Raw genomic sequence first — 26642 nt, forward strand, 5'->3', positions numbered from 1 at the left:
TGTGACAAAATGAGGGCTTCGTCAAGGAAGATATACAAATATTGATGGGATCAACATTACGTTATTAAATAATTACTTAAAACGTTAACAGGTCGGCTTTAACCCTTCTTTTCAGCGAGGATTTTCGCGCTTCTTGATCCGAGGTGTATTCGTGAGAGGCGGCGCGGTCAATCTCAGCAATTTCACGCGCCGCAGAGGATTATGCGGACTTGCGCGCCAGCAGCGTGGCGAAGCGCAATTTGATCCGGTTGCCGCTGGCGTCGGTCCGATGCAGCTCACCGACGTCCTCATTATATTTCAGTAATTCCCAGTCCCGGTAGTACTCCCGAAGTTCATCGGGTTTAAAAGCAAACGGGAAGCCGACGGTGCAGGGATAGTCCTCAGTGTCCATCGCCGCGACAATCAGGTTATAGCCCCCGGCGGCGGTGCAACGCTGCATATTGGCGATGAGTCCAGGGATAGTGTCGGCCTCAAGGAACATCATCACCACGGTGGAGAGGATCAGATCATACTCGCCGTCAAAGGCCAGGCTGTTGAGGTCTTTCACCGCGGTCTGCAGATTATCCAGCCCTTCGGCGGCGCGAATAGTCTCCAGATTGTTGATGCTCATCGCATTTTTATCCCACGCCGTCACCGTGAAGCCATTCGCCGCCAGATAAAGACTGTTACGTCCGTTGCCGCAGCCCAGATCCAGCGCCCTTCCCGGCGGCACAATCGTCGCGGCATGCAGCACCTCAGAGTGGGTGCGGGTCAGGCCATATTTTTCACTAAAATAATCCGCGTCTCGCGTTGTCATGATCCTTCCTTCTTATTCAGGAGTGTTTCCCGGTCGACCTGTAGCAACAGTTTCCCGCTGACCAACAGCAGCCCTGTGCGCAGCAGCAGCAGGCCGATGACCAGATTGCTAAAAATAAAGAGCGGCAGCGCCAGATGATGAAAAAAGCCGTCCGCCTTCGCCTGGCCCAGATGCAGGCCGGTGGTGGCCAGGGCGGAGATACCGAACGAGAAGCTCCAGAAAGAAGCATTGAACGGCTGGCGAAGATACCAGGGCATCAGACGCAGCATAAACAGCAGCTGCAACAGACCGTAGCCGAACAGCAGCTTAGCGAAGGTATCGGCCTCACCGCCGTTAACGCTGAGCCAGGCGCTGCAGGCCACCAGCGCAGGCGCCAGCTGGATCCCCAGCGACGTGCGCAGCGCGGTCGGCAGTTCGCCTGCGCTGCGCAGACGATGGAGGATAGCCGGCTCGAGGCTCAGCCAGGAGAAGACCCCGGCGCCAAGGAACACCAGTCCGGCGTCGGTAAACCCCAGCGCGCCGCAGGCCATCGCGCTGATAAAATTATTCGCCACCGTGGGCAGATACAGCCCCGGCGTAGTGGCCTCGCGAGGATGGTTTCCCCGCCACAGGCCGCCGCTTTGCCAGGCGGCATAGGCCAGCTGCAGCGCCACGCCCGGCACAAACAGCCCGATGGCCAGCGGTCGGCACCAGGGCACCAGACCAATCGATACCAGCAACGTGGTGGCGGGAAACAGGCTGACGAAGCTGCTGCTGACCGGATGTCGCATCTCCTGCAGCACACTCGCCGGAAAGCGGATCGCCCGGCTGATAAACGCCATACTGAGCAGGACCCATATCGCTATCGCCAGCGTCACCAGCCCATCACCAATACTGCGGCTGACCGGCCAGAGGGTGCTGGCGTAACGCCAGGCAAAGCCCATCCCGATGGTGCCAAGCACCATGCCAAAATATCCCGCCGGCAGGTTCAGCACCTGCTGCGGCCTATACGTTTTGTTCATTTTATTGATGTTATCAATTAAATTTGAAGTTGCATTCTAAAGGAACCTTATACCACGCGCTACGGCGATCTTTGCTATGTTTATGTTAACCATAAGTAATGAGGATCGGGAATGCGTAAATACCGTCTCAGCGAACAGACCCGGCAGTATTGTTACCAGGAAGAGGATGGCAAACAGTGCGTCACCCTGCGCCAGATTGTGGCGCTTATCGATTTCGCTGACGTCAAAGCGGGCAGCGAAGGCGGCTGGGTGGATGAAGAAAGCGCCCTCAGCCAGCAGGGAGAGTGCTGGATCTACGATGCCAATAGCGTGGTCTTCGCCGGGGCGCGCATCCTCGACGATGCCCGACTCAATGGCCCCTGCGTGGTCAGCCATGGGGCTATCATCAGCGGACGGGCATCCATTCACGCCTCGCAGGTCAGCCATCACGCGCAGATTGGTGACAACGTCACGATTAGCCAGAGTCTGGTGCGCGGCTACTGTCGCCTCGCCGACGAGGCGCGTCTTCTGCCCCACTGTCAAGTCATTGCCGCCCGTGGGCTGACCGCCGATCGCGACAAAGTGCTGCAGATTTATCAGCGAGCCACCGTCAGCGCGTCGCGCATTCTCCACCAGGCGCAGATCTATGGCGAGGCCTTCGTCGAACACGCTTTTGTCGAACATCGGGCGGAAGTCTTTGAGCATGCCAGGCTCGAGGGAAACGAGGAGAACGACGTCTGGGTGTGCGATAACGCGCGGATTTACGGGCATGCCCGTCTGATCGCGGGACGCGGTGAGGACGCCATTCCCACCGTGCGCTACAGCTCGCAGGTCGCGGAGAATGCGGTGATTGAAGGCAACTGTCTGCTAAAGCATCGGGCGATGGTGGGCGGCGAGGCGCAGCTGCGCGGTGGACCGATTCTGCTTGATGACGACGTGCTGATCCAGGGGCGGGCTGTCATCGTCGGCGATGTGATCGTTGAGCACCAGGTCACTCTTGGGGACGAGGTGCAAATCGCCGCACGGGAAGGAGAAGCCATTCACCTGCGCGGCCCGAAGACCCTCGGCGGCCAACAGCAGATCACCCGAACGCCGCTGTTAGGCGCCCTGTAGCGCCTCGTCGCGGTCAATAATGCGGGCGTAGATATTCTGATCGTCATAGCTGCCGTTCAGATACTCGGCCTGTCGGAGACAGCCTTCCAGAACAAACCCGTTACGCAACGCCACCTGGTTGCTGCGGGTATTCGCCACCCGACATTTGATCACAAACCGGCGCACCAGCCCGCTGCGGGCATAGTGGTGGATAAAGGCCTGCAGGGAACGGGACAGATACCCCTGCCCCTGGTGATCCTCATCGATCCAGTAGCCAATATAGGCCGTCTTATTCTGCGGCTCGATCTGGTTGAACGACAGAACGCCAATCGGCCGCTTTTCGAGAAACAGCAAAAACATTTTGGCGTAATCCCGCTGATGCAGCATCACGTTACCCTGCACATGGCGGCGGGTCTCCTCTTCGCTGCGCACCTCGCCAGCCCAGCTGAGCGACTGCTGTAGCCAGCGCTGGTTTTTCACCACCAGCTGGTGCAGGTCGCTGACGTAGCGTTCATCAATGGCGATAAGCGTCAGCGCCTCGGTCACCGGGATCGACTCCGGTACTGCTGGAATGTCTGTGGTCATGGGGCTCTCTACGGGCCCGCAGGGGGTGCCTGGGGCCACAGCTGTCACGGGGTTATTTCATGATCCGGTCGTCAATGTAGTTACGTTTATCCGGCGCCGGCGGGAAGTACTGATAGAGCCAGGTTTCGCTGATGGCTTCTCCCTGACAGCGCAGGAACAGACGCATCTCCACCGGGTCGGTCGAGTCGGAGGTCGGATACCAGTCGAAGAGGATCCGGTAGCCATCGAACGGCTCGACGTAGAGGATTTCAATCTGCTTCGCTTCGCCGCTGGAGAGGGTGATCACCGGTTCAATACCGCGCGGCGCGGCCGCTTTCAGATCGCCGCCAACAAAGTCGATGGCAAAACGACGCGCCCACTTGTCCGGGTAGTGTTCGCCCGGCGCCCATCCCTCCGGGAAGCCCCCCATCCCGGTGCGGGTGGCGAGCACACGCGCCAGCGGTGTGCTGACCGGCGGCTGTGCGCTCCAGTAGAGACGGTAGCTGAAGTCGAGTTCGTCGCCCGCCTTCACTGCCTTTTCCGGCTGCCAGAAGCAGACGATATTATCCAGCGTTTCACCGGTGGTCGGGATCTCCATCAGGCTGACCGCCCCTTTGCCCCACTGGTTACGCGGCTCAACCCACAGGCTGGGACGCTTGTTATACCAGCCCATCACGTCCTGGTAGTGGGAAAAATCACGGTCCAGCTGCAGCAGACCAAAGCCGCGCGGGTTCTTGTCCTGGAAGGCGTTGAACTGCAGCTTCTGCGGGTTGTTCAGCGGCCGGCAGACCCATTCGCCGTTGCCCAGCCACATCGACAGCCGATCGGAGTCGTGGATCTGCGGGTGGATGGTATCGCACATCCGACGCTCGTTGTTGCCGCAGCTGAACATGCTGGTCATCGGCGCGATCCCCAGCTGTTTGATATCCTTGCGGGCGTAGAGATGGTTCTCCACGTCCATAATGACCTGGGTATCCTGGCAGTGGATGGTGAACTTGTAGGCGCCAGTGATGCTCGGGCTGTCGAGCAGGGCGTAAACGGTAAAGACCGTGGCGTCCCCTTTGACCGTTTCGAACCAGAAAGAGGTGAAATCGGGGAACTCTTCCGGGGTATCGGTAAAGGTATCCACCGCCAGCCCACGGGCCGACAGGCCATACTGGTAGGTGCTGTCTACCGCGCGAAAATAGCTGGCGCCGAGAAACGCCACGATATCCCGGCGCGCCAGCTCAGGTGCTTTAAATACCCGGAACCCGGCGAAGCCGAGGTCGGACTGCCCTTCCAGCTGCCGGGTATCTACCCCGGCGTCATTGTACTTGAACAGCTCCGGACGGAAGTGGATCTCGCGCGCCTGCTGGGTGGCGGCGTCTAAAGAGAACATGCGCACGCGGCGACGGAACCCCATCCCGACGTGGAAAAACTGGATATCCAGTTTGCGTTCTTCAATGTTGTTCCATAGCGAGTGGTTAGCGTCATACTGAATGCTGTTATAAGCCTGCGGGGTGAGATTGGCCAGCGTCGGCGGTAGATCGCGCGGTGCCCCGCCCCACGGCTGGCGCGCCAGATCGTGGGCCATCGCCTGCAGCACGGCATAATCGAAACGACGCGTCTGCCCGTCGGCAATGCCCGCGTCTTCAGCAAACGCGGCCTGACTGAATAAGGAAGCGACTCCTGACGTTCCGCATACGGCGGCAACAGCCATGGAAGATTTAAGAAAACGTCTGCGGTTCATGCCTGAGAAAGCGTCCTTCTGCACGGGTGAAATGATTCGCAACGCGTCATCACGCTGCGTGATAATTTCCGCCCACTCTAGACAAAAACGATTAATAATCCAATTGTTGCCAGCAGAAAAACGGTAAAAAAGCCCTGTCTACCAGAACAGGCTGTTTTTTCATCGCCGGCGGAGGGAGAGCGCAATATCTAACGCAAACCCGCCTTAAACAAAGCGGACAGCACTCTCCCGGCGCCCTGTCTCATCGCCGGGCCGTTTCTTAGCCACCCGCGGCCTGCAGCAGGGGCGTGCCCCGCTGAGCCGCCCCCATCCCCTTTATTCGAGGGTCACGTGGTGCTTCATCACCCGGCGAAACAGCGCCAGCCGGGCGCGCATAAAGCGATTCTCCACTTTAAACCCGGCACGCTTATGCAGGCCAATGCGAAGCAAACGATCCCGTCCGCGCAGGCACGCCGGCCAGCGCACCGCGCCGGCAAGCACCTGCTCGCCGCTGGCGACGCGGGCAAACTGGACCCAGTAGTCAGCGACCTGAGCGGCGAAGGCCAGATCCGCTTCACTGGCATACTGCCGCACCGGGTCGGTGAGCCGCAGGTTATCAAACACGTAGGGCACCTCGTTGCCATGCCAGGCGCCGTGCGGATAGGCGTCATGTTCCGCTTCCGCGACATAATCGAACCAGTACCGCCAGCACGGCTGGCCCACGCGCTGCTGGGCCTGCATCACCACATAGCCGAGGGTGGTAAACGCCATATCCCGACAGACTTCCCGCCCCAGCGCTTCATCGCCTTTTACGCCGGGATAGAGGAGTTTGATCAGTCCCAGACCCAGACGGCGCTCACGGCGCAGTTTCTGGATCTGCCCGGCGATGTCGACGCCAAACACCGCCATCACGCTGGCTTCATCGCTGTTGGAGCCGATGATCACCGGCATCGGATGCTGGCGCCCGGCAAAAAAGGTCTCCAGCATCGGCTGCGGGAGCACGATATCGCCTGCAATGGGCGCTGGCCCGATATTCAGCGGGGCGGAAAGCGACCAGAAGGCCTCCGCCGGGATTGCCCGCAGTTGCTCAGCGCTGGCCTGTGGTAAGGCGAAATGTTCCGCCAGCAGACGGCCTTTCTCCAGCGCCTTTTCCCGCGGCAGATCGGGTAAGGTATACCCGCTCTGAATAATCGCTTTATGGAACAACCCTTTCGCTTTCGGCGAGGCCATCAGCGACAGCACGCTGCGCGCGCCGGCGGATTCGCCAAACAGCGTGACGTTGGCGGCGTCGCCGCCGAAGGCGTGAATGTTTTCCTGGACCCACTGCAGGGCGGCGATCTGGTCGAGCAGCGCGAAGTTATACAGCCGCTCGCCCGCCTCTTCTTCCAGCGCCGGGTGGGCGAAAAAGCCGAGGTGGCCCAGACGGTAGTTGACCGTCACCACCACCACGTCGCGGCTGGCCAGCGCCAGGCCATCGTAAGGCGGCAGGCTACCAGCGCCGATGGTAAACCCGCCACCGTGCAGCCAGACCATCACCGGCAGCGGCTGCGCTGCGCTGGCGGGGGCCCAGACGTTGAGATAGAGACAGTCTTCGCTGAAGCGACCGGGATCCCCGCCGCCAAGTTCGCGGCAGTAGTCGATGTCCTGCCAGCTGGCGGCGGAAAAGGCGTCGGCCTGACGCACGCCCGGCCAGCGGGCGGGAGGCTGCGGCGCGCGCCAGCGCAGCGGCCCCACGGGCGGCGCGGCGTACGGAATGCCGCGCCAGATATGGATCCCCTGCTCTGCGCTCCCGGCCAGCGTGCCCTGCCGGGTTTTCGCCAACGGTTTCGACGGATGTTGCATAACCTGCTCCCTGTAAGGCTGATGCCAGCAGGTTACTGATTTTACAGCAGACCGCAACGTCGTTTGCTGCGCTCCTCCGCCTGCTGGTAAAGTTCAAATTCATCCTGCACCGGACAGCCCAGCGCCGCTTCAAAGGCTTCGCGGCTGGCATTCCCGTGGCTGCGGGCCTGGGTTTCGTTACCCAGATTGGACTGAAAAATTCCCGCCGCGCTGACCGGTAAAAAATCCTCATAGACGATAGGCTGGGCCACTATCCACCCGCGCTCGATCAGCGGCTGGGGATCGTCGCCCGGGCGAAACGCGTGGCGATGGGCCTCGCCAGCCGGCGTCAGGCGGTAGCGAAACCAGGCCAGCCCCTGCTGACGCAGCAGAAATTCGCTGTCGGGAAATTCGCGGAATACCTCCTGCAGATGCAGCTGGTGGCTGAGATTGTCTTTGCCGGTCCCTGCTGCCTGCAGCAATCGGTCGTATAGCGCGCGTCCTTTTGGCGTCAGCGCCACGCCGCGCTGCTCAATTTCGCCGAAGCGGGCGCTGTGAGTGCCGCGGTGTTCGCCGGCGAACATTACTGGTTCCTCAAGCGCCTTGAAGCTGGTCTGTCGCAGGAGGATCGGTACCTCCCGGCGCGGCGGACCTTCGATCAGGGCCTTTGGCTCAATGCCGCACTCCGGCATCAGGGCCTGCGCGCGGTCAATATCCAACGTTCGCGGCGTGAGGTGGTTGATATGACATCCCGGGAAGCAGACCACATCGGCTATCAAGCGATGCTCGCGATGCAGCGCGTGGTAGGTCTCCTCATCGACAGTGGCATGCCGGTGCCAGCGGAAGGTCTCCAGCGCCTCCTGCACGAACTCGCGGGCTTCCGCAGGGGTGAACGCCCCTTCGGCCTCGTGCCGGGCGATCAGCGCCAGACAGCGGGGAGTGAATATGTTGCGCCGGGCGAGGATCGCCTCGGCTCGCTCACGCAGAGCGCGGTTTTCGATCAGCTCCAGACGCAGCAGCGAGGTAAAAACCCGAAACGGATTGCGCGCCAGCGCGGCATCGTCGACAGGACGAAACGCCGTGGAATGAACCGGCACGCCGGCCTGTGAAAGATCATAATAGCTGACGGGATACATCCCCATGATGGCAAACATGCGACGCAGCGTCGCCAGTTCCTCCGCTGTGCCCACGCGGATCGCCCCGTGGCGCTCAACGTTCAGGCGAGCCAGCTCGTCGGCGTTGGCCAGTTGTTCATGCAGCTTCGGATTATTTTCCAGTACCGCCAGGTTGACGTCAGCCACCAGCTCCAGCAGCGTCCCGTACTGCGGAACTTCCTGCTGGTACATGGCCGACATGGCCTGCGAAAACTGCTCCCGAATCTCATCAGCCGTGATGGTGTTCGCCATGATGTGTTACCTCCAGTGAATACTTCCTGGAGTGTAGGAAAGCTGCCTCCCGGCGGGGGGAAGAATTTACAAACTGTGATGGCGATAACCTGCTTACGGTCATGGGCATGGCGCAGGGCATAACCGATGGTTATGAAAAACACCCTGCAATTTCACTTTAAATTAACAATATATTTACACACACTGTTTCTGGCGACATTACAACAACATGCCTCTCTACCCTCTATACGGAGTACCCGATGAACGATAAATGGTCCCCGCGCGAGGTTATCCATCGCGATTACAGTAGTCACCCGCCCGCTTACGCCCCGGGCTATAAAACCAGCGTCCTGCGCTCCCCGAAAAACGCCCTAATCTCCCTGCAGAACTCGCTGTCAGAGATTACCGGCCCGGTGTTTAGCCGCGACGACCTGGGCCCGCTGGATAATGACCTTATCCTTAACTATGCCAAAGAAGGCCTGCCGATTGGCGAGCGGATCATTGTGCACGGCTATGTGCGGGATGGTTTCGGCCGACCAATGAAAAACACCCTGGTGGAAGTGTGGCAGGCCAATGCCGGCGGCCGCTATCGACATAAAAAAGATCAGTATCTGGCGCCGATTGACCCGAACTTCGGCGGCTGCGGTCGGGTGCTGACCGACGAAAACGGTTATTACTGTTTTCGCACCATCAAGCCCGGCCCCTACCCCTGGCGCAACCAGGCCAGCGACTGGCGTCCGGCGCATATTCATTTCTCGCTTTCAGGCGACGCCTGGGCCCAGCGCCTGATCACCCAGATGTATTTCGAAGGCGACCCGTTGATCAAGCAGTGCCCGATCGTCAGGACCATTAATAATGACGACGCCGTGCGCACCCTGATCGCCGAGCTGGACATGCACGCCGCCGTGCCGCTGGATTGTCTGGCCTACCGCTTCGACCTTGTTCTGCGCGGCCATCGCGCCACGCTGTTTGAAAATCGCACTCAGGGGGCCGCCCGATGAAAGAGTATCTGCCTGAAACCGCCTCGCAGACTGCGGGACCCTATGTTCATATCGGTCTGGCACCGGACGCGGCGGGTTTTCATATTTTTGAAAAAAATTTTGGTCCGGTTCTCACCACCGCCGATACGGTCGGGGAACGGATCACCATTGAAGGCCGGGTTATCGACGGCTCCGGGACCCCGGTCCGCGACGTGCTGCTGGAGATCTGGCAGGCTAACGCCGCGGGACGCTATAACCATCCTGAGGACCGTCAGCAGCAGAAAGCGGTCGACCCAGGCTTTCGCGGCTGGGGGCGCACCTGCTCTGACTTCACCTCCGGCGTCTGGCGCTTTGAAACCATCAAGCCCGGCGCGGTGGTTGGCCGCGACGGCCGTCTGATGGCGCCGCACGTCAATCTGTGGGTGGTGGCGCGGGGGATCAACATTGGCCTGAATACGCGGATGTATTTCGCCGATGAGCACGAGGCCAACGCCAGCGACCCGGTGCTGAATCTCATCGAATGGGAGGTGAGACGCAAAACCTTAATAGCCGAGCGCGAGGTTCGCGGTGCGGAAGTGGTCTATCGTTTCGACATTTATCTGCAGAGCGAGAACGAAACCGTCTTTTTCGATATCTAGCGGCCATGCTGACTACCGCCGTCGCCCCGCACAGCCGGGGCGACGGCGTGTTAAACCATAGGGAAAGATCTTGTAATGTAATCAGCTCAAATGTTAATAATATTTTGCTATCTGGTTATCAAATTTAAACAAGGCCGCTTGTCTCTTTCACCGCTGTGTTTTTAACATCATCTTACTATGGAAAAAAATGGTCTCTTCAGTCAGCGCATTCGCTTGCGCCATCTACACACCTTCGTGGCCGTCGCTCAACAGGGAACGCTGGGGCGCGCGGCTGAAACTTTAAATCTGAGCCAGCCAGCACTTTCAAAAACGCTTAACGAGCTTGAACAGCTGACCGGTACCCGTCTGTTTGAGCGGGGACGTCTGGGGGCGCAATTGACCCTGGTCGGGGAACAGTTTCTGACTCATGCCGTGAAAGTGCTTGATGCCCTTAACTCGGCGGGCCAGGCGCTGAACCGTAAAGAGGGGCTGAATAACGATATCGTGCGCATCGGCGCGCTGCCTACCGCCGCGCTGGGGATCCTACCGACGGTGATCGGCCAGTTCCATAAGCAGCAAAAAGATATCACGCTGCAGGTCGCCACCATGAACAACACCATGCTGCTCGCCGGGTTAAAATCCGGGGAGATCGACATCGGCATCGGACGGATGTCCGATCCGGAGCTGATGAGCGGGCTGCATTACGAACTGCTGTTCCTGGAATCCCTTAAGCTGGTGGTACGCCCGGGACATCCTCTGCTGCAGGAGACCGTGACCCTCAGTCGGGTGATGGAGTGGCCGGTGGTGGTCTCGCCAAAGGGCACCGTGCCGCGGCAAAACGCCGAAGCGCTGCTCCAGAGCCAGGGCTGTAAAATGCCCGCCGGCTGCATCGAGACCCTCTCCGCTTCACTGTCGCGCCAGCTCACGGTCGATTTTGACTATGTCTGGTTCGTCCCTTCCGGCGCAGTGAAAGACGATCTTCGCCGTGGCGTACTAACCGCCCTGCCGATTGCCACCCAGGGCGCCGGGGAGCCCATCGGCATTCTAACCCGCGTCGATGCGACGCTGACCCCCGGGACACAAACCCTGCTCAGCGCTATTCGTAAATCAATGCCTGCCTGATCCGCTGATCCCCCGGCCCGTAGCGGCCGGGGAGCCAACGCTGACTGCGTCACATTCAGCAAAATAATCATTTAGTGCGAAATTATTTATTAACATTTGCGCAAATTTCTTTAACAGATCTATCATATCGCGATTTCACCAAATGGTTCATACGAAATCAAAACAGGCAATAAACTTGGCTTTATGAAGATACAAACCACTTCATTCAAAAATAAAACAAAATAACTTTGTTTCATTTGGTTCGCACTGAGGTGGCTGGTGTGGTTAAGGAGATTTCATGACAACTGGCAACGCGCCGCGCGGATTCCCCCGGATCCTGCAGTGGCTTCTCGCCGGACTGATGCTCATCATCGGTCTGGCTATCGGTATTCTGGGGGCAAAACTGGCTCTCGTCGGCGGCACGCTGTACTTCGCGCTGATGGGCGTGGTGATGGTTATCGCGGCGGTGCTGATTTTCCGTCGCCGCCGCGGGGGTATTCTGCTGTACGCCGTGGCGTTTATCGCTTCGGTGATCTGGGCGATCGGCGACGCTGGCTGGAACTTCTGGCCGCTCTTCTCGCGTCTGTTCGCCTTTGGCGTGCTGGCCTTCCTCGCCGCCCTGGTCTGGCCTTTCCTTGCCAGCTCGCCGGCGAAAAAAGGCCCGGCTTTTACTATCGCCGCCGTGCTCGCCGTGGCGCTGGCGGGAAGCTTTGGCTGGATGTTTAAATCCGAACCGCTGGTCAGCGCCACGGAAGCGGTGCCGGTGAAACCCGTCGCGCCGGGCGAAGAGCAGAAAAACTGGGCGCACTGGGGCAACACCACCCACGGCGACCGCTTCGCCGCCCTGGATCAAATCAACAAGCAAAACGTCAACCAGCTGCAGGTAGCCTGGGTGGCGCATACTGGCGATATCCCACAGAGCAATGGCTCCGGCGCGGAAGATCAGAATACCCCGCTGCAGATTGGCGATACCCTCTATGTCTGTACCCCTTACAGCAAAGTGCTGGCGCTGGATGTCGACAGCGGCAAAGAGAAATGGCGCTATGACTCCAAATCCTCTTCGCCCAACTGGCAGCGCTGCCGCGGCTTAGGCTATTACGAAGACAGCCAGGCGCAGACGACGCCAGCGTCAGGCGCCCAGCCTGCCGCCTGCTCCCGTCGTCTGTTCCTGCCGACGATCGATGCCCGCCTGATCGCCATTGATGCCGACACCGGCAAACTGTGCGAGAGCTTCGGCGATCGCGGTATTGTCGACCTTAGCGTCGGGATGGGCGAAGTCAAAGCAGGCTACTATCAGCAGACCTCCACCCCGCTGGTCGCGGGCAATGTGGTGGTTGTGGGCGGCCGCGTCGCGGATAACTACTCTACCGGCGAACCGCCGGGGGTGGTCCGTGCGTTTGACGTCCACACCGGTAAACTGGCCTGGGCGTGGGATCCGGGTAATCCGGCGCTGACCGGCGTACCGCCGGAGGGCCAGACCTATACGCGCGGCACGCCGAACGTCTGGTCGGCGATGTCTTACGACGCGAAGCTGAACCTGATCTATCTGCCGACCGGTAACGCTACGCCTGACTTCTTTGGCGGCGAACGAACCGCGCTGGACGATAAATACAGCTCCTCCATCGTCGCCGTGGATGCCGCTACCGGCCAGGTACGCTGGCATTTCCAGACCACCCACCACGACCTGTGGGACTTTGACCTGCCGTCACAGCCGCTGCTGTACGATCTGCCTGACGGCAAGGGCGGCACCACCCCGGTGCTGGTGCAGACCAGCAAGCAGGGCATGATCTTTATGCTCAACCGCGAAACCGGCGAGCCGGTGGCGAAAGTGGAAGAGCGGCCGGTGCCGGTGGGCAATGTCAAAGGCGAGCGCTACTCGCCGACGCAGCCTTACTCGGTGGGAATGCCGATGATCGGTAACCAGACGCTGACCGAGTCCGATATGTGGGGCGCGACGCCGATCGACCTGCTGCTGTGCCGTATCCAGTTCAAAGAGATGCGCCATCAGGGCGTCTTTACCCCGCCGGGAGAAGACCGCTCCCTGCAGTTCCCGGGCTCGCTTGGCGGCATGAACTGGGGCAGCGTCTCGGTGGATCCCAACAACAGCCTGATGTTCGTTAACGATATGCGTCTGGGTCTCGCCAACTATATGGTGCCGCGCGAGAAGGTGGCAAAAGACGCCAGCGGCATCGAGATGGGCATCGTGCCGATGGAAGGCACGCCGTTTGGCGCCATGCGCGAACGTTTCCTGTCGCCGCTGGGCATTCCGTGCCAGAAGCCGCCGTTCGGCACCATGTCCGCGGTGGATCTGAAAACCGGGAAACTGGTGTGGCAGGTGCCGGTAGGTACCGTAGAGGATACCGGGCCGCTGGGGATCCGCATGCACATGCCGATTCCGATCGGTATGCCGACCCTTGGCGCGTCGCTGGCGACGCAGTCCGGGCTGCTGTTCTTCGCCGGCACTCAGGATTTCTACCTGCGCGCCTTTGATACCGCTAACGGCAAGGAGATCTGGAAATCCCGTCTGCCGGTTGGCAGCCAGTCAGGCCCGATGACCTACGTGTCGCCGAAAACCGGTAAGCAGTACATCATTATCAATGCGGGCGGCGCCCGTCAGTCTCCGGATCGCGGCGATTACATTATCGCCTACGCGCTCCCTGACCATCACTGATTGACTTAAGCAAAAGGGCCCATCCGGGCCCTTTTTTGCTGTTGCCGAAACGCCTTTCGCGTTAGCGATTACTGGTCGCCAAAGTGGATCACGGTGCGAATCGATTTGCCTTCATGCATCAGGTCAAAGGCCTCGTTAATCTGCTCCAGCGGCAGGCGATGAGTAATAAACGGGTCGAGGCGAATTTTACCCGCCATCGCGTCTTCCACCATTCCCGGCAGCTGGCTACGGCCTTTCACGCCGCCAAAGGCGGAGCCGCGCCACACGCGGCCTGTCACCAGCTGGAACGGACGGGTCTTGATCTCCTGCCCGGCGCCGGCCACGCCGATAATGACGCTCTCGCCCCAGCCCTTATGGCAGCACTCCAGCGCCGCGCGCATCACATTGACATTACCGATGCACTCGAAGCTGAAATCCACCCCGCCGTCGGTCAGCTCAACAATCACATCCTGAATCGGCTTATCGTAGTCGTTGGGGTTGATAAAGTCGGTAGCCCCCATCTCTTTAGCGAGAGTGAACTTATCCGGGTTGGTATCGACTGCCAGAATGCGCCCGGCTTGCGCCTGCACAGCGCCCTGGATCACCGCCAGGCCGATGCCGCCCAGACCAAAGACCGCGACGGTATCCCCGGCCTTAACCTTCGCCGTGTTGTGCACCGCGCCGATACCGGTGGTCACGCCGCAGCCCAGCAGACACACTTTATCCAGCGGCGCCTGCGGATTGACTTTCGCCAGCGAGATCTCAGCGCAGACCGTGTATTCGCTGAAGGTGCTGGTGCCCATGTAGTGATAAATCGGTTCGCCGTTATACGAGAAACGGGTGGTGCCGTCCGGCATCAGCCCTTTGCCCTGGGTAGCGCGTACCGCCTGACAAAGATTGGTTTTACCCGACTTACAGAATTTGCACTCGCCGCATTCGGCGGTATACAGCGGGATGACATGATCGCCCGGCTTAAGGCTGGTGACGCCCTCGCCCACTTCCACGACCACGCCGCCGCCTTCATGGCCCAGCACCGCCGGGAAGACCCCTTCCGGATCGTCGCCGGAAAGGGTGAAAGCATCGGTATGGCACACGCCGGTATGGGTGATTTTCACCAGAACTTCGCCTTTTTTCGGCGGCGCGACGTCAATCTCTACGATTTTTAACGGCTGACCGGGGCCAAAGGCCACTGCTGCGCGTGATTTCATAACTGTCTCTTCCTCGTCGTGATGTTATTTTAAATAGGATCGTAGCAGATGACCGACCTCTGCCATTCTCGCGGCCCGCTGGTCCGGGGTGGTGTCGCCGCTGACCAGCTCGTCCTGCAGGTGGATCTCCACCATTTCGCCCATCAGACCGTTTGCCGCCCCGCGAATCGAGGCGATCTGCTGCAGGATAGTCATACAGGGCTCGCCGGACTCCAGCGCGCGTTCAAGGGCTTCAACCTGGCCGCGGATGCGTCGTACGCGGCTGAGCGCCCGTTTTTTATCTTCAGGTGAATGTGGCACGATAACGCCTCCGTATCATATAGGGGGGTATACTATATTTTATTCACCACAAAGGCAAAAAAACCCCGTCGCGGGACGGGGTCTGAATGTTGAAGCAAACCCTTCAGCGCTTATGGGGCATCATTCGCAGCAGGGTATTATCTTTCCACCAGTAATGATGGAGCAGCGCAGCAAAGGCATGCAGGCCAATCACGAAGTAACCGGCGTTCGCTAACCATTCATGGATCGCTTTCAGGGTGTCCACCCGCTCAAAATCGCTCTGCGGAGCATACGGCATCGTCAGGCCAAAGGCGTACCAGGGATTCCCGCGCCAGTACATCATTACCATGCCAATCAGCGGCAGGACGATAAACAGCAGATAGATAATCAGATGGCCGAGATGGGCGAAACCAGTCATCATCGGTGACGGCTTTGGCACGATCGGCGGCGTCGGCATTTTCAGCCGCACCAGCAGACGCGCCACCATCAGCACGCAAATGGTGATTCCGCAGGAAACATGAACCATATTGATCAGCGGCCGATCGCTGCGGGGGAAAAATCCGCGCAGCTCCATCGCCGCATAGGCCACCACCACCAGCAGAAAGACCAGCCAGTGGATGCCGATCTGCAGGCCGGAATATTTATCGCGCATGGAATATCCTTAATGGAAAGTGTGATTGTGCCAACATAGCGGCCTTCTCTTAAATTTTCATTAACCTTTACGTTGAATTAACAATTGATTACCGCATTGTGCCGAGCCGCTGCACCCGGACCACGCGAACGGGCGCCGGATACCATCCGCTATTACAAAATTAAACATTTTTGTTACCTGCCGCCGCGCTCTCCCCTCTATAGTTGAGAACATCTGTCGCCCACGCTGCGTATGGAGATGAAAATGAAGAAAATGAGCTTACCGCTATTGCTGCTGACCGCGCTGGCCAGCCCGACTTTCGCCGCGGACTGTCAGCCTAACGGCATCGGCGGCTCATTTTGCATTAACGATGACGGGACCACTACCGACACGGTGCCGAATGAAGTCAACGGTATGGATACGTATTAGAATAATGGCGGGTATAGCAGTTCTCTGCCCGACCAGTCGGGGGCAGAGGAAGCGCTTGAAGGGTCAACGCTGTCGACGCAGCAGGACAGCGTCGCCAGTAGTGGTCAGGGAGACAGCGCCCTGGCGGGTCGCGACTGGCATTCGCCGTCCAATCTGAATGATGGCGCCGCCACCTCCAGTATGAGCCTGCTGGATAAACCCTGAGGCCTGGCGTCAGGCAAAGCTCCAGCCTGCGGCGCCGATGGCGACGGCGAACAGCAGGCAGGCCAGCGCCGTTTTGCGTAACAGCATGGTATAGAAGGAGATCGCGACGCCAACGAATACCACCAGCAGAATGGGCCACATGCTTAATAACAACAGCAGAAAACCCTCAATATTATTATGGATTACGCTTTCCACATCCGCATCCCTGCCTCATCGTCGATAAAGTAAGCAGAATTTAATATGTAACATGAATACATTCAAATAAAATATAAATGTAAATGATTATGCGGCTGGCGGCGGGTCACTGTTACGCGTCCGGGGAGTTAGCATCAGAAGCAGTGCGCAAAAAATAGGTCAGGATTGTTCCACAACCCTTTAGCGGTACGATCGTATTCTCACTAGAATCCCGCAAACCCTTCACGACATTATTCGGCGCTGGTATCTGATACAACGCGCCGGCGATGACAGTCGCCTGGTTGCAATTTATCTCCCTGAGCGGAACGCACAACCAGATATTGAAGCGGCTGGCCGTGTTCGTTATCCAGCAGGACAGAGTAGGTTTCTCCCTGCTCAAACATATAACGCTCTCCCCATTGACGCATCGCCACAACAATGGGAAACACGGAGCGCCCCTTTTCAGTCAGGACGTATTCCTTATATGCGCTGCCATCCGATGCCGGTAAAATCTCGAAAATACCGATCTCGACCAGGTGCTTCAGGCGCGCGGCAAGGATATTTTTGGCCAGCCCTAAATTTTTTTGAAACTCGCTGAATCTCCGTACATCGTCAAATGCTTCGCGGATAATCATCAGGCACCAGCGTTCACCAATTGATTCCAACGTTCTCGCCACCGGACATTCACTAGTTCTGAGTGATTCCTGTTTTGCCATCTGCGCGCTCCTCATCAATCTGTCTACTAATGCTAGCTTAATCTTCCGTTTTACCAGTTGCAAAAAAAAACCACTATGGCTATTTCTATAGGTAAACGAGTTTTAAAAAGCAACCAGATAGAAGGTCTCTTATGAAAGATAAGACAAGCAGGTGTACCGGCCACGGAATTCAAACCGCGTTAGCCCCTGACGCGATGCTCACCGCAGGGATAACGACGTTGTTTTCACTGACCTGCGCGCTGGCGGTAGCCAACGTTTATTCAGCTCAACCTTTACTCGACTCGATGGCGGTCAGCCTCAAGGTGGCGCCAGGCATGATTGGCGGCGTCATCACCGCTACGCAGTTGGGCTATGCCATTGGCTTACTGTTCCTGGTTCCGCTCGGGGACTGGCTGAACCGTAAATACGTGGTGATGACTCAGCTGTTGCTTTCAGCGGCGGCGTTAGTTGTAGCAGGGTTATCCCCCAATATAGCCACTCTGCTTGGCGCCATGCTGATCGTTGGCCTGATGGCCGTTGTGGTGCAGTTGATGGTGGCGTGGGTGGCAATACTGGCGACACCGCAGAAACGAGGCCAGGCGGTGGGTACCCTGACCAGCGGAATTGTTTCAGGCATCCTGTTGTCTCGGTTTATCTCAGGCGCGATAGCCGATATTGCCGGCTGGCGAGCCGTTTATCTCACGGCTGCCTGTATGATGCTGTTGATGGCCGGTGTCGTCTGGAAGGTCATGCCTTCGCCCTCAAAGCAATCGCAGCCACAAAAGTCCACCTACCTTTCCTTATTGAAGTCAGTGTTTCAGCTATATATCACTGAACCGCAACTGAGAAAGCGCGGCATCCTGGCGCTTCTTATCTTCGCCGCCTTCAGCATGCTATGGACAACTATGGTCATGCCGCTTACCGCCCTTTCCCTCTCGCACACCCAGGCGGGGATGTTTGGCTTAGCCGGCCTCGCTGGCGTGCTGGCCGCCTCAAGAGCGGGAAAGTGGGCTGACCAGGGATGGGCTCAGCGTACTACCGGCTTGGCGCTGGCGCTGCTGGCTCTCTCATGGCTGCCTATCGCCTATGTTGAAACCTCTTTGCTCTGGCTGTTAGCTGGTGTCATTGCGCTGGACTTTGCGGTACAGGCCGTACATGTCTCTAACCAGAGCCTGATCATTGCCGCCAGGCCTGCAGCAGCAAGCCGCCTGGTTGGGGCTTACATGTGTTTTTATTCGCTGGGTAGCGCGGCAGGTGCTATCGTTGCCACACAGCTTTATTCCCACTGGGGATGGCAGGCGGTCTGCCTTGCGGGTGCCGCGGTCAGCGCGTGTGCTTTTCTTGTCTGGTCAGGATCGCGTCGATCATGACATTCGGCCCCTGTTTTGAAGGGGCCAGTCAAAAAGCGCGTAAAAATGACCTGATTGCCCCCAGCTGTTTGTATCGCATAGATTTTTTCAATGCTTTTAAACAGTTATGCTCATGTTGTATAATGACGTGCACTTTAACTAAAAAAAGAGTGCGACCATGATTGATTCCTCATTGCCATTAACCGACATTCACCGCCACCTTGACGGTAACATCCGGGCCCAAACCATCCTCGATCTTGGCCGCGAGTTTAATATCACCCTTCCCGCTACCACCCTTGACACGCTGCGTCCCCACGTCCAGGTCACCAGCCTGGAGCCCGATCTGGTCAGTTTTCTCGCCAAGCTCGACTGGGGGGTGAAAGTCCTGGCCTCGCTGGAAGCCTGCCGTCGCGTGGCGTATGAGAACGTCGAAGACGCGGCGCGCAATGGCCTGCACTACGTGGAGCTGCGCTTCTCCCCACGCTATATGGCGATGACCCACCAGTTGCCGGTTGACGGCGTGGTAGAGGCAGTGATCGCCGGGGTACGTGAGGGGTGCCGCGATTTTCAGGTCGACGCCCGCCTGATCGGCATTTTAAGCCGCACCTTTGGCGAAGCGGCCTGTCAGGAAGAGCTCGCGGCGCTGCTCGCCCACCGCGATGGCATCACCGCCCTCGACCTCGCTGGCGATGAGCTGGGCTTCCCGGGGGCGCTGTTCCTTAGTCATTTTAACCAGGCCCGCGATGCCGGGTGGCATATCACCGTTCACGCTGGCGAAGCGGCCGGCCCGGAAAGTATCTGGCAGGCCATTCGTGAGCTGGGCGCCGAGCGTATCGGCCACGGGGTAAAAGCGGTACAGGATCCCGCCCTGATGGACTATCTGGCCGAGCACCGCATCGGGATTGAATCCTGTCTCACCTCGAACGTGCAAACCAGTACCGTACCCTCTCTGGCCCAGCATCCGCTGAAGCAGTTCCTTGAGCACGGCGTGCTGGCGAGCCTCAACACTGACGATCCGGCGGTCCAGGGGGTCGATATTATCCACGAATACACCGTGGCGGCGCCGGCGGCGGGCCTGAGCCGGGAGCAGATCCGCCAGGCCCAGATCAATGGTCTGACCCAGGCGTTTCTGAGCGAACAGGAAAAAGCCGCGCTCATTCAGCGGGTGGCTAAAGGCTGATAGCCGGCCCGGCAGCCGCGCTGCCGGGCTATCTCTTACACAAGGCTGAGCGTGGCGCGATGCCGGGCCGACTCGATACCGAGCTCAAGCAGGGTCATGATTTGAATCGCCTCGCTGGCCGGAACCGGGTTTTCTCCCACCCCATTGAGCGCATCGCGGATAGCGGCATAGTAAGCGGGATAATTGCCCGGTAGCGTCAGCCATGTCTCCTCGCTACGTTCGTCGCCTTCGGCGCGGGTCAGGGTACCGTCACGCATATCATACCCCCAGTCCTCCTGCGGCAAACGCTCGCCATTTTTCAGCCGCTCCTCCTGCGGGTCGAGACCGTACTTGATAAAGCTGGCCCGCGAGCCGTGGACGATAAAGCGCGCGCTCTCCGCGGCGGCGAGCAATGTGCCGTGCAGCACCACCCGCCGCTGTGGATAGGCCAGCACCGCGTGAAAATAGTCGGTGGATTGCGCGCCGGGCCGAAGTTGAGCGAGATCCACCGTGATGCTCACCGGCAGACCAAATAGCACCACCGCCTGGTCGAGCAGATGCGGTCCGAGATCATACCAAATTCCACTCCCGGAGCCCGCCTGTTCCCGCCAGAGCTGGCGTACCTGCGGGCGGAAGCGGTCGAAATGGGATTCGAAGTAACACACCTCTCCCAGCAGGCCTTCGTCGATTAACGTTCTGACCGTTAAGAAATCACTGTCCCAGCGCCGATTGTGAAATACCGACAGCACCCGGCCACAGTGCTTCGCCAGGCTCTCCAGCTCACGAGCCTGTGACAGTGTCACGGTAAAGGGTTTATCCACCACCACGTGCTTACCGGCCTCCAGCGCCGCTTTCGCCAGTGGGAAGTGGGTGTCGTTCGGCGTGGCGATGACCACCAGATCGATCTCCGGGTCGTTCAGCAATTCACCCGCCGCACTGACCACCTTCGCGCCAGGCCAGTCGGCATGAACTTTGGCCGCGTCGCTGCTGGAGACAGTCGTCAGCGCCAGGCCCGGCGTGCCGCTGATTAATGGCGCGTGAAACGTTTTGCTGGCATAGCCATAGCCCACCAGCCCCACCCGGATCGCATCACTCATTTAACCGCCTCTCTTATTCAGCTGATGTCAATATCTGACTAATGAGAATATTCTTACAAAACGTGAATAAAACTTATCATTTTTTCACTTAAGGTTTTAACGCATGCGTGCAAAATCAGACAGATACCCCTTGTGATCTGCTGACCATAGAGTAACATTTCCCACTGTGTTCAAAGGATATTGAAGTGTTATGACGACTGTTTTTACTCGTATTGTAGAACTTATTGGCTGGATTGTTTTTGGGATTTCCGCACTGCTTTTGGTTATCGCGCACCATATTGATAACTACCAGTCGCCACCGCCAGCGGATGTGGTGCAGACAAAGTAGCGTCGCCGTGAAACAGTGACCCGCTTCGCAACTGTGCAACCGGTTTCAGAAACCGGTTGCACAGTTATCCTTGCTTTGATTACACTCCCTCTATCATCAGACTGGGAGCTTTTTCATGGCCGCTTTTCCGCAACATTTTTTATGGGGTGCCGCTACCGCAGCGTATCAGGTTGAAGGTGGGCACGACGCTGACGGTAAAGGACCGTCAATCTGGGATATCTACTCTCACCTGCCGGGAACCACCTTTGAAGGGACCACCGGCGATATCGCCGTCGATCACTATCACCGTTTTCGCGAAGACGTGGCGTTGATGGCCGAGATGGGCCTGCAGAGCTATCGCTTTTCCATCTCCTGGCCGCGCCTGCTGCCCACCGGGCGCGGCGAGATTAATGAAGCAGGCGTGCAGTTTTATAGCGATCTGATCGATGAACTGCTGGCGCATAATATTGAGCCGATGATTACCCTCTATCACTGGGACCTGCCGCAGGCCCTGCAGGATGAGGGCGGCTGGGAAGCACGCAGCACCGGCGAAGCCTTCGCCGAGTACGCCCGCCTGTGCTACGCCCGCTTTGGTTCGCGGGTGAAGCTGTGGGCTACCTTTAACGAGACCATCGTCTTTATCGGCCACGGCTACATTAACGGCCTGCATCCGCCGGCCGTTCGCGATCCGGCGCGCGCCATCCAGGCCTGTCATCACGTGTTTATCGCCCATGCGCTGGCGGTGAAGGCGTTTCGCGAGATGGCCGTGGCGGGCGAGATTGGTTTCGTCAATGTGCTGCAGCCGCATACCCCGCTCACCGACAGCGAGGCGGACAGGCAGGCTACCGACCTGGCTGACGCCATCCATACCCACTGGCTGTACGATCCGGTGCTAAAAGGCACCTATCCTGCTGCTCTGCTGGCGCAGACTCAAGCCCTGTGGGGAGTACCGCGCTTTGCTCCAGGCGACGACGCGCTGCTGCGAGACAACCGCTGTGACTTTATCGGTCTGAATTACTATCGTCGGGAAACGGTATCCGCCCAGCCGCCCGAAATCCCCACCGGCGGCGAGCCTGGCGTGGAGGGGTTATTCTATTTCGTGCGTAATCCGCAGAGCACTTATACCGAATGGGGCTGGGAGATCTGGCCGCAGGGGCTAACCGACGGCATTATGATGATCAAGGCGCGCTATGGCGATATCCCGATCTATATCACCGAGAATGGCCTGGGAGCGAAAGACCCGATTATTGCCGGTGAGGTGGTCGACGATCCGCGAATCGACTACCTGAGCAGCCATATTGGCGCTCTGGAAAAGGCGCTGGCGCAGGGAGCTGACGTTCGCGGCTATTATCCCTGGTCGTTTATCGATCTGCTTAGCTGGCTCAACGGATATCAAAAGCAATATGGCTTTGTCTATGTGGACCACCAGCAAAATCTGGCACGGAAACGAAAGAAGAGTTTTTATTGGTACAAATCTGTTATTGCCAGTCGCGGCGAACAGCGTTAATCTTCTCCTGCGGGCGCCATTCGGCGCCCGGTCTGATTTAGAATATTCTTAAACATCTCCCTGCTCTTCAAGGCTGGCTTTGCCCCTTGTCATGGGTTTATATAACCTGAAACATTCCACGCGGCCCCGGCAGAAGGCGCCGTTGGTTGAGAGTAGGTTTAGTGAATGCTGATAATATTCAACGTAATTATTCCGATTATAAAATGGATACGAAAATGACCGTTCTGGACTATTTATTAAAATTCCGCAAAATCAGTTCGCTGGAAAGTCTTGAAAAACTATTTGATCACCTTAACTACTCCCTGACTGACACCGAAGAGATCGTTAATATGTATCGCGCCGCCGATCACCGCCGGGCAGAGCTGGTTTCCGGCGGTAAATTGTTCGATGTGGGCCAGGTGCCTAAATCCGTTTGGCGATTCGTGCAGTAAGACTGTCATCCTTCACGCCAGTTGCTTATACTTCCCGGCCTGCTTTTATATACTGGCGTTAAATAGGGGAGAACCATGACGTCTCAATCTGCGGAACGCATCGGCGGATGGCTGCTGGCACCGCTGGCCTGGTTGCTGGTGGCGCTGCTGAGCGCCTCGTTATCGCTGCTGTTTTTTGCCAATGCTCTCATGTCGCCGCAAACCTGGGCCCTGCTGCGCGCCATGAGCACCGGACACATGGCGCTGTGGGTCGCCTCGTTGCTGTTTGCCCTCGCCATGTGGTTTTATACGCTCTGGCTGACCATCGCCTTTTTCAAGCGGCGCTCGCTGGTGCCGAAACACTATATTATCTGGCTGCTCATTACGCTGCTGCTGGCGATAAAGGCGTTTGCCTTCTCCCCCGTTTCGGATGTCCTTGCACTGCGTCAGCTACTGTTTCCGCTGCTGGCCGCCGCGCTGCTGGCGCCCTATTTTCGCCGTTCACAGCGGGTAAAACGGACCTTTGTTAATCCGTAATAACCCCACACTTAACCTGTTGTCGCCGGTATCGTTTTATTCGATAATAAGCGGCTTTTTTTCGTTTCAGGTCGCATGATGGCTGATTATTTACTGCTCTTTATCGGTACTGTCCTTGTCAATAACTTCGTTTTGGTGAAGTTCCTTGGCCTGTGTCCGTTTATGGGGGTTTCCAAAAAGCTGGAAACCGCAATGGGGATGGGGCTCGCCACCACCTTCGTGATGACCCTGGCCTCTATTTGCGCCTGGCTGATTGATACCTGGATCCTTATCCCGCTAAATCTGGTTTATTTACGTACCCTGGCCTTTATTCTGGTTATCGCCGTGGTGGTCCAGTTCACTGAGATGGTGGTGCGTAAAACCAGCCCGGCGCTCTATCGCCTGCTGGGGATCTTTTTGCCGCTGATCACCACCAACTGCGCGGTGCTCGGGGTGGCGCTGCTGAACATCAACCTGGGCCACAATTTCCTGCAGTCGGCGCTGTACGGCTTTGCCGCCGCCGTCGGCTTCTCGCTGGTGATGGTGCTGTTCGCGGCGATCCGCGAGCGTCTGGTGGTGGCCGATGTCCCCGCGCCGTTCCGCGGTAATGCCATCGCGCTGATTACCGCCGGTTTAATGTCTCTGGCCTTTATGGGCTTTAGTGGTTTGGTGAAGTTGTAATGAGCGCAGTCTGGATAGCCGTGATCGCCATCAGCCTGTTAGGGCTGATTTTCGGCTTAATACTGGGGTATGCATCGCGCCGTTTCGCGGTGCAGGACGACCCGGTGGTGGAAAAAATTGATGAACTGTTACCGCAGAGTCAATGTGGGCAGTGCGGCTACCCTGGCTGCCGCCCCTATGCGGAAGCGGTGGGCGTGCAGGGTGAGAAAATTAATCGCTGCGCGCCGGGTGGTGAAGCGGTGATGTTAAAAATCGCCGCCTTGCTCAACGTCGACCCGCAGCCTGTCGACGGCGACGAGCAGGCAGCCGAGCCGGCCCGCATGCTCGCCGTGATTGACGAGCCGAACTGCATCGGCTGCACCAAATGTATTCAGGCGTGTCCCGTGGATGCCATTGTCGGGGCGACCCGCGCCATGCATACCGTGATGAGCGACCTATGCACCGGCTGCAACCTGTGCGTTGCCCCCTGCCCGACCCAGTGCATTTCACTCGTTCCGGTGGCGACCACCCCGGAGACCTGGAAATGGGATCTCCATACGATCCCGGTGCGAAATATTCCTGTGGAACAACATGTTTAAGCTATTTTCCGCTTTCCGAAAAGACAAAGTCTGGGATTTTAACGGCGGTATTCACCCGCCGGAGATGAAAACCCAGTCAAACGGCACCCCGCTGCGCCAGGTTTCCCTGCCGCAGCGCTTTGTGATCCCGCTGAAGCAGCACATCGGCGCCGAAGGCGAACTGTGCGTCAAAGTAGGCGACCGGGTGCTGCGCGGCCAGCCGCTAACCCGCGGTTGGGGAAGAATGCTGCCGGTTCACGCCCCCACCTCCGGCACCGTTGTCGCTATCGCCCCGCACACCACCGCCCATCCATCCGCGCTGGCGGAGATGAGCGTGATCATTGACGCCGACGGCGAAGACCGCTGGATCGAACGCGACGGCTGGAGCGACTACCAGACCCGCACACGTGAAGCGCTGATTGAGCGCATCCACCAGTTTGGCGTTGCCGGCCTCGGCGGCGCCGGCTTCCCCACCGGCAGTAAACTGCGCGGCGGCGGCGATAAAATTAAAACACTGATCATTAACGCCGCCGAGTGCGAACCCTATATCACGGCGGACGACCGCCTGATGCAGGACTGCGCGGCGCAGATTGTCGAAGGGATCCGCATCCTCGCCCACATTCTGCAGCCTGACGAGGTGCTGATCGGCATTGAAGACAATAAGCCGCAGGCCATCTCCATGCTGCGGGCGGTACTCTGCGACGCCCATGGCATTTCGCTGCGCGTGATCCCCACCAAATACCCCTCCGGTGGCGCCAAGCAGCTCACCCAGATTCTCACCGGGAAACAGGTGCCGCACGGCGGTCGTTCTTCGGACATTGGCGTGCTAATGCAGAACGTCGGTACAGCCTACGCGGTGAAACGCGCGGTAATTGACGGCGAACCGTTAACCGAGCGCGTGGTCACCCTCACCGGCGAGGCGGTAACCCGGCCGGGCAATGTCTGGGCGCGCCTTGGCACGCCGGTGCGCCATCTGTTGAACGACGCCGGATTCTGCGCCAGCGCTGAGCCGATGGTGATCATGGGCGGCCCGCTGATGGGCTTTACTCTGCCGGGGCTCGACGTCCCGGTAGTGAAGATCACCAACTGTCTCTTAGCGCCCTCCGCCAGCGAAATGGGCGAGCCGCAGGAAGAAAAAGGCTGCATTCGCTGTAGCGCCTGCGCCGACGCCTGCCCGGCCGATCTGCTGCCGCAGCAGCTGTACTGGTTCAGTAAAGGCCAGCAGCACGATAAAGCCACCGCTCACAATCTGGCGGACTGCATCGAATGCGGCGCGTGCGCGTGGGTATGCCCAAGCAATATTCCGCTGGTGCAGTACTTCCGCCAGGAGAAAGCCGAGATCGCGGCGATTCGTCTGGAAGAGCAGCGCGCTGCGGAAGCCAAGGCGCGATTCGAGGCGCGACAGGCGCGCCTGGAGCGTGAGAAAGCGGCCCGCGCCGAGCGGCATAAAAAAGCCGCCGTCCAGCCAGCCGCCAAAGATCAGGATGCGATTAACGCCGCCCTGGCCCGGGTACGTGATAAACAGCGCGACGCCGCGCAGCCTATCGTGATTCAGGCCGGCGCCAGACCGGACAACAGCGAGGCGATTGCCGCCCGCGAAGCGCGGAAGGCCGAAGCCCGGGCGCGTAAAGCGCAGCAGCAGGCCGCGCCGGCGGAATCCCCGTCGACCGACGCTGCCGATCCACGCAAAGCGGCGGTGGAAGCCGCTATCGCCCGCGCCAAAGCGCGCAAAGCCGAACAGCAGG

26 protein-coding genes and 1 pseudogene are annotated in these 26642 nt (G+C 58.7%); 15 read left to right on the forward strand and 12 right to left on the reverse strand.

Annotated elements, in window-relative coordinates:
* Window positions 1–199: 199 nt before the first annotated feature.
* A complete protein-coding gene (gene tehB, locus ABLU50_RS21890; protein WP_087833024.1) occupies window positions 200–796 on the reverse strand; it encodes a tellurite resistance methyltransferase TehB in 597 nt (198 codons plus the stop codon).
* Window positions 793–1797: a dicarboxylate transporter/tellurite-resistance protein TehA gene (tehA, locus tag ABLU50_RS21895; RefSeq protein ID WP_087833023.1), complete on the reverse strand. Its 1005-nt coding sequence runs from the start codon at window positions 1795–1797 to the stop codon at window positions 793–795. Before tehA ends, tehB begins: the two co-directional genes overlap by 4 nt.
* A gap of 111 nt (window positions 1798–1908) precedes the next feature.
* On the opposite strand from tehA, the gene ydcK reads away from it, so the two are divergent.
* Complete coding sequence (gene ydcK, locus ABLU50_RS21900) at window positions 1909–2889, forward strand: YdcK family protein (protein ID WP_087833022.1); 981 nt, start codon at window positions 1909–1911, stop codon at window positions 2887–2889.
* Here ydcK and rimL read toward each other — a convergent pair.
* From rimL to ABLU50_RS21920, 4 genes are all read right to left on the reverse strand, one after another.
* Window positions 2875–3453, reverse strand: coding sequence for a 50S ribosomal protein L7/L12-serine acetyltransferase (rimL, locus tag ABLU50_RS21905; protein WP_004202802.1), 579 nt, complete (start codon window positions 3451–3453; stop codon window positions 2875–2877). The genes ydcK and rimL overlap by 15 nt on opposite strands.
* Before the next feature lie 52 nt (window positions 3454–3505).
* Window positions 3506–5161: a glucan biosynthesis protein gene (locus tag ABLU50_RS21910; protein WP_048294958.1), complete on the reverse strand. Its 1656-nt coding sequence runs from the start codon at window positions 5159–5161 to the stop codon at window positions 3506–3508.
* Window positions 5162–5476: 315 nt separating this feature from the next.
* Window positions 5477–6982, reverse strand: coding sequence for a carboxylesterase/lipase family protein (locus ABLU50_RS21915; RefSeq protein ID WP_023318416.1), 1506 nt, complete (start codon window positions 6980–6982; stop codon window positions 5477–5479).
* Window positions 6983–7023: 41 nt separating this feature from the next.
* On the reverse strand, window positions 7024–8367 hold the full coding sequence (locus tag ABLU50_RS21920) for a VOC family protein (protein ID WP_023318417.1): 1344 nt from the start codon (window positions 8365–8367) through the stop codon (window positions 7024–7026).
* A gap of 239 nt (window positions 8368–8606) precedes the next feature.
* Here ABLU50_RS21920 and pcaH point away from each other — a divergent pair, with 239 nt between their 5' ends.
* The 4 genes from pcaH to ABLU50_RS21940 all read left to right on the forward strand — a co-directional run bounded on the left by pcaH (window position 8607) and on the right by ABLU50_RS21940 (window position 13715).
* Complete coding sequence (pcaH, locus tag ABLU50_RS21925; protein ID WP_004202816.1) at window positions 8607–9347, forward strand: protocatechuate 3,4-dioxygenase subunit beta; 741 nt, start codon at window positions 8607–8609, stop codon at window positions 9345–9347.
* On the forward strand, window positions 9344–9964 hold the full coding sequence (pcaG, locus tag ABLU50_RS21930) for a protocatechuate 3,4-dioxygenase subunit alpha (RefSeq protein WP_087833020.1): 621 nt from the start codon (window positions 9344–9346) through the stop codon (window positions 9962–9964). The genes pcaH and pcaG overlap by 4 nt, the downstream gene beginning before the upstream one ends.
* A 177-nt stretch (window positions 9965–10141) precedes the next feature.
* A complete protein-coding gene (locus tag ABLU50_RS21935) occupies window positions 10142–11065 on the forward strand; it encodes a LysR substrate-binding domain-containing protein (protein WP_004143800.1) in 924 nt (307 codons plus the stop codon).
* Window positions 11066–11342: 277 nt separating this feature from the next.
* The gene (locus ABLU50_RS21940) at window positions 11343–13715 is read left to right on the forward strand and encodes a glucose/quinate/shikimate family membrane-bound PQQ-dependent dehydrogenase (protein WP_087833019.1); all 2373 of its coding nucleotides are present in this window, start codon (window positions 11343–11345) and stop codon (window positions 13713–13715) included.
* Window positions 13716–13783: 68 nt separating this feature from the next.
* On the opposite strand, the gene ABLU50_RS21945 is transcribed toward ABLU50_RS21940, so the two are convergent.
* The 3 genes from ABLU50_RS21945 to cybB all read right to left on the reverse strand — a co-directional run bounded on the left by ABLU50_RS21945 (window position 13784) and on the right by cybB (window position 15833).
* Window positions 13784–14902, reverse strand: a complete 1119-nt coding sequence (locus tag ABLU50_RS21945; protein WP_004202819.1) for an S-(hydroxymethyl)glutathione dehydrogenase/class III alcohol dehydrogenase — start codon at window positions 14900–14902, stop codon at window positions 13784–13786.
* 24 nt (window positions 14903–14926) lie between these two features.
* Complete coding sequence (locus tag ABLU50_RS21950; protein ID WP_004202822.1) at window positions 14927–15202, reverse strand: metal/formaldehyde-sensitive transcriptional repressor; 276 nt, start codon at window positions 15200–15202, stop codon at window positions 14927–14929.
* Between the two features lie 103 nt (window positions 15203–15305).
* Window positions 15306–15833 (reverse strand): cytochrome b561, encoded by a 528-nt coding sequence (cybB, locus tag ABLU50_RS21955; RefSeq protein ID WP_087833018.1) that lies wholly within the window; start codon window positions 15831–15833, stop codon window positions 15306–15308.
* Window positions 15834–16076: 243 nt separating this feature from the next.
* Here cybB and ABLU50_RS21960 point away from each other — a divergent pair.
* Window positions 16077–16445 (forward strand): annotated as a pseudogene (locus ABLU50_RS21960) (RND transporter).
* Window positions 16446–16454: 9 nt separating this feature from the next.
* Here the strand turns inward: ABLU50_RS21960 and ABLU50_RS21965 are convergent.
* Window positions 16455–16640: a hypothetical protein gene (locus tag ABLU50_RS21965; RefSeq protein ID WP_004202827.1), complete on the reverse strand. Its 186-nt coding sequence runs from the start codon at window positions 16638–16640 to the stop codon at window positions 16455–16457.
* Window positions 16641–16870: 230 nt separating this feature from the next.
* Entirely contained in the window at window positions 16871–17335 is a 465-nt protein-coding gene (locus tag ABLU50_RS21970) for a helix-turn-helix domain-containing protein (protein WP_057215607.1), read from the reverse strand.
* 194 nt (window positions 17336–17529) lie between these two features.
* On the opposite strand from ABLU50_RS21970, the gene ABLU50_RS21975 reads away from it, so the two are divergent.
* Window positions 17530–18684 carry an MFS transporter gene (locus tag ABLU50_RS21975; protein WP_060655925.1) on the forward strand — a complete coding sequence of 385 codons (1155 nt, stop codon included), beginning with the start codon at window positions 17530–17532 and terminating at the stop codon, window positions 18682–18684.
* Between the two features lie 157 nt (window positions 18685–18841).
* A complete protein-coding gene (add, locus tag ABLU50_RS21980) occupies window positions 18842–19843 on the forward strand; it encodes an adenosine deaminase (protein ID WP_004202835.1) in 1002 nt (333 codons plus the stop codon).
* Window positions 19844–19878: 35 nt separating this feature from the next.
* Here add and ABLU50_RS21985 read toward each other — a convergent pair whose 3' ends face one another.
* Complete coding sequence (locus ABLU50_RS21985) at window positions 19879–20919, reverse strand: oxidoreductase (RefSeq protein WP_087833017.1); 1041 nt, start codon at window positions 20917–20919, stop codon at window positions 19879–19881.
* 190 nt (window positions 20920–21109) lie between these two features.
* Here ABLU50_RS21985 and blr point away from each other — a divergent pair, with 190 nt between their 5' ends.
* The 7 genes from blr to rsxC all read left to right on the forward strand — a co-directional run.
* Window positions 21110–21247 (forward strand): division septum protein Blr, encoded by a 138-nt coding sequence (blr, locus tag ABLU50_RS21990; RefSeq protein WP_012541534.1) that lies wholly within the window; start codon window positions 21110–21112, stop codon window positions 21245–21247.
* Between the two features lie 115 nt (window positions 21248–21362).
* Window positions 21363–22733, forward strand: coding sequence for a GH1 family beta-glucosidase (locus ABLU50_RS21995; RefSeq protein WP_087833016.1), 1371 nt, complete (start codon window positions 21363–21365; stop codon window positions 22731–22733).
* A 215-nt stretch (window positions 22734–22948) separates the two neighbouring features.
* Window positions 22949–23164, forward strand: coding sequence for a transcription modulator YdgT (gene ydgT, locus ABLU50_RS22000; protein WP_004202843.1), 216 nt, complete (start codon window positions 22949–22951; stop codon window positions 23162–23164).
* Window positions 23165–23239: 75 nt separating this feature from the next.
* A complete protein-coding gene (locus ABLU50_RS22005) occupies window positions 23240–23680 on the forward strand; it encodes a DUF2569 domain-containing protein (protein ID WP_004202845.1) in 441 nt (146 codons plus the stop codon).
* Between the two features lie 78 nt (window positions 23681–23758).
* A complete protein-coding gene (gene rsxA / locus ABLU50_RS22010; protein WP_002907658.1) occupies window positions 23759–24340 on the forward strand; it encodes an electron transport complex subunit RsxA in 582 nt (193 codons plus the stop codon).
* Window positions 24340–24918: an electron transport complex subunit RsxB gene (rsxB, locus tag ABLU50_RS22015; RefSeq protein WP_004202846.1), complete on the forward strand. Its 579-nt coding sequence runs from the start codon at window positions 24340–24342 to the stop codon at window positions 24916–24918. The genes rsxA and rsxB overlap by 1 nt, the downstream gene beginning before the upstream one ends.
* Window positions 24911–26642 (forward strand): electron transport complex subunit RsxC (rsxC, locus tag ABLU50_RS22020; RefSeq protein WP_348864941.1); only part of this gene is annotated, 1732 nt, incomplete at its 3' end. The genes rsxB and rsxC, both read left to right, overlap by 8 nt.

The organism is Klebsiella sp. GG_Kp173 (genome assembly GCF_040062415.1).
GTDB lineage: Bacteria > Pseudomonadota > Gammaproteobacteria > Enterobacterales > Enterobacteriaceae > Klebsiella > Klebsiella quasipneumoniae.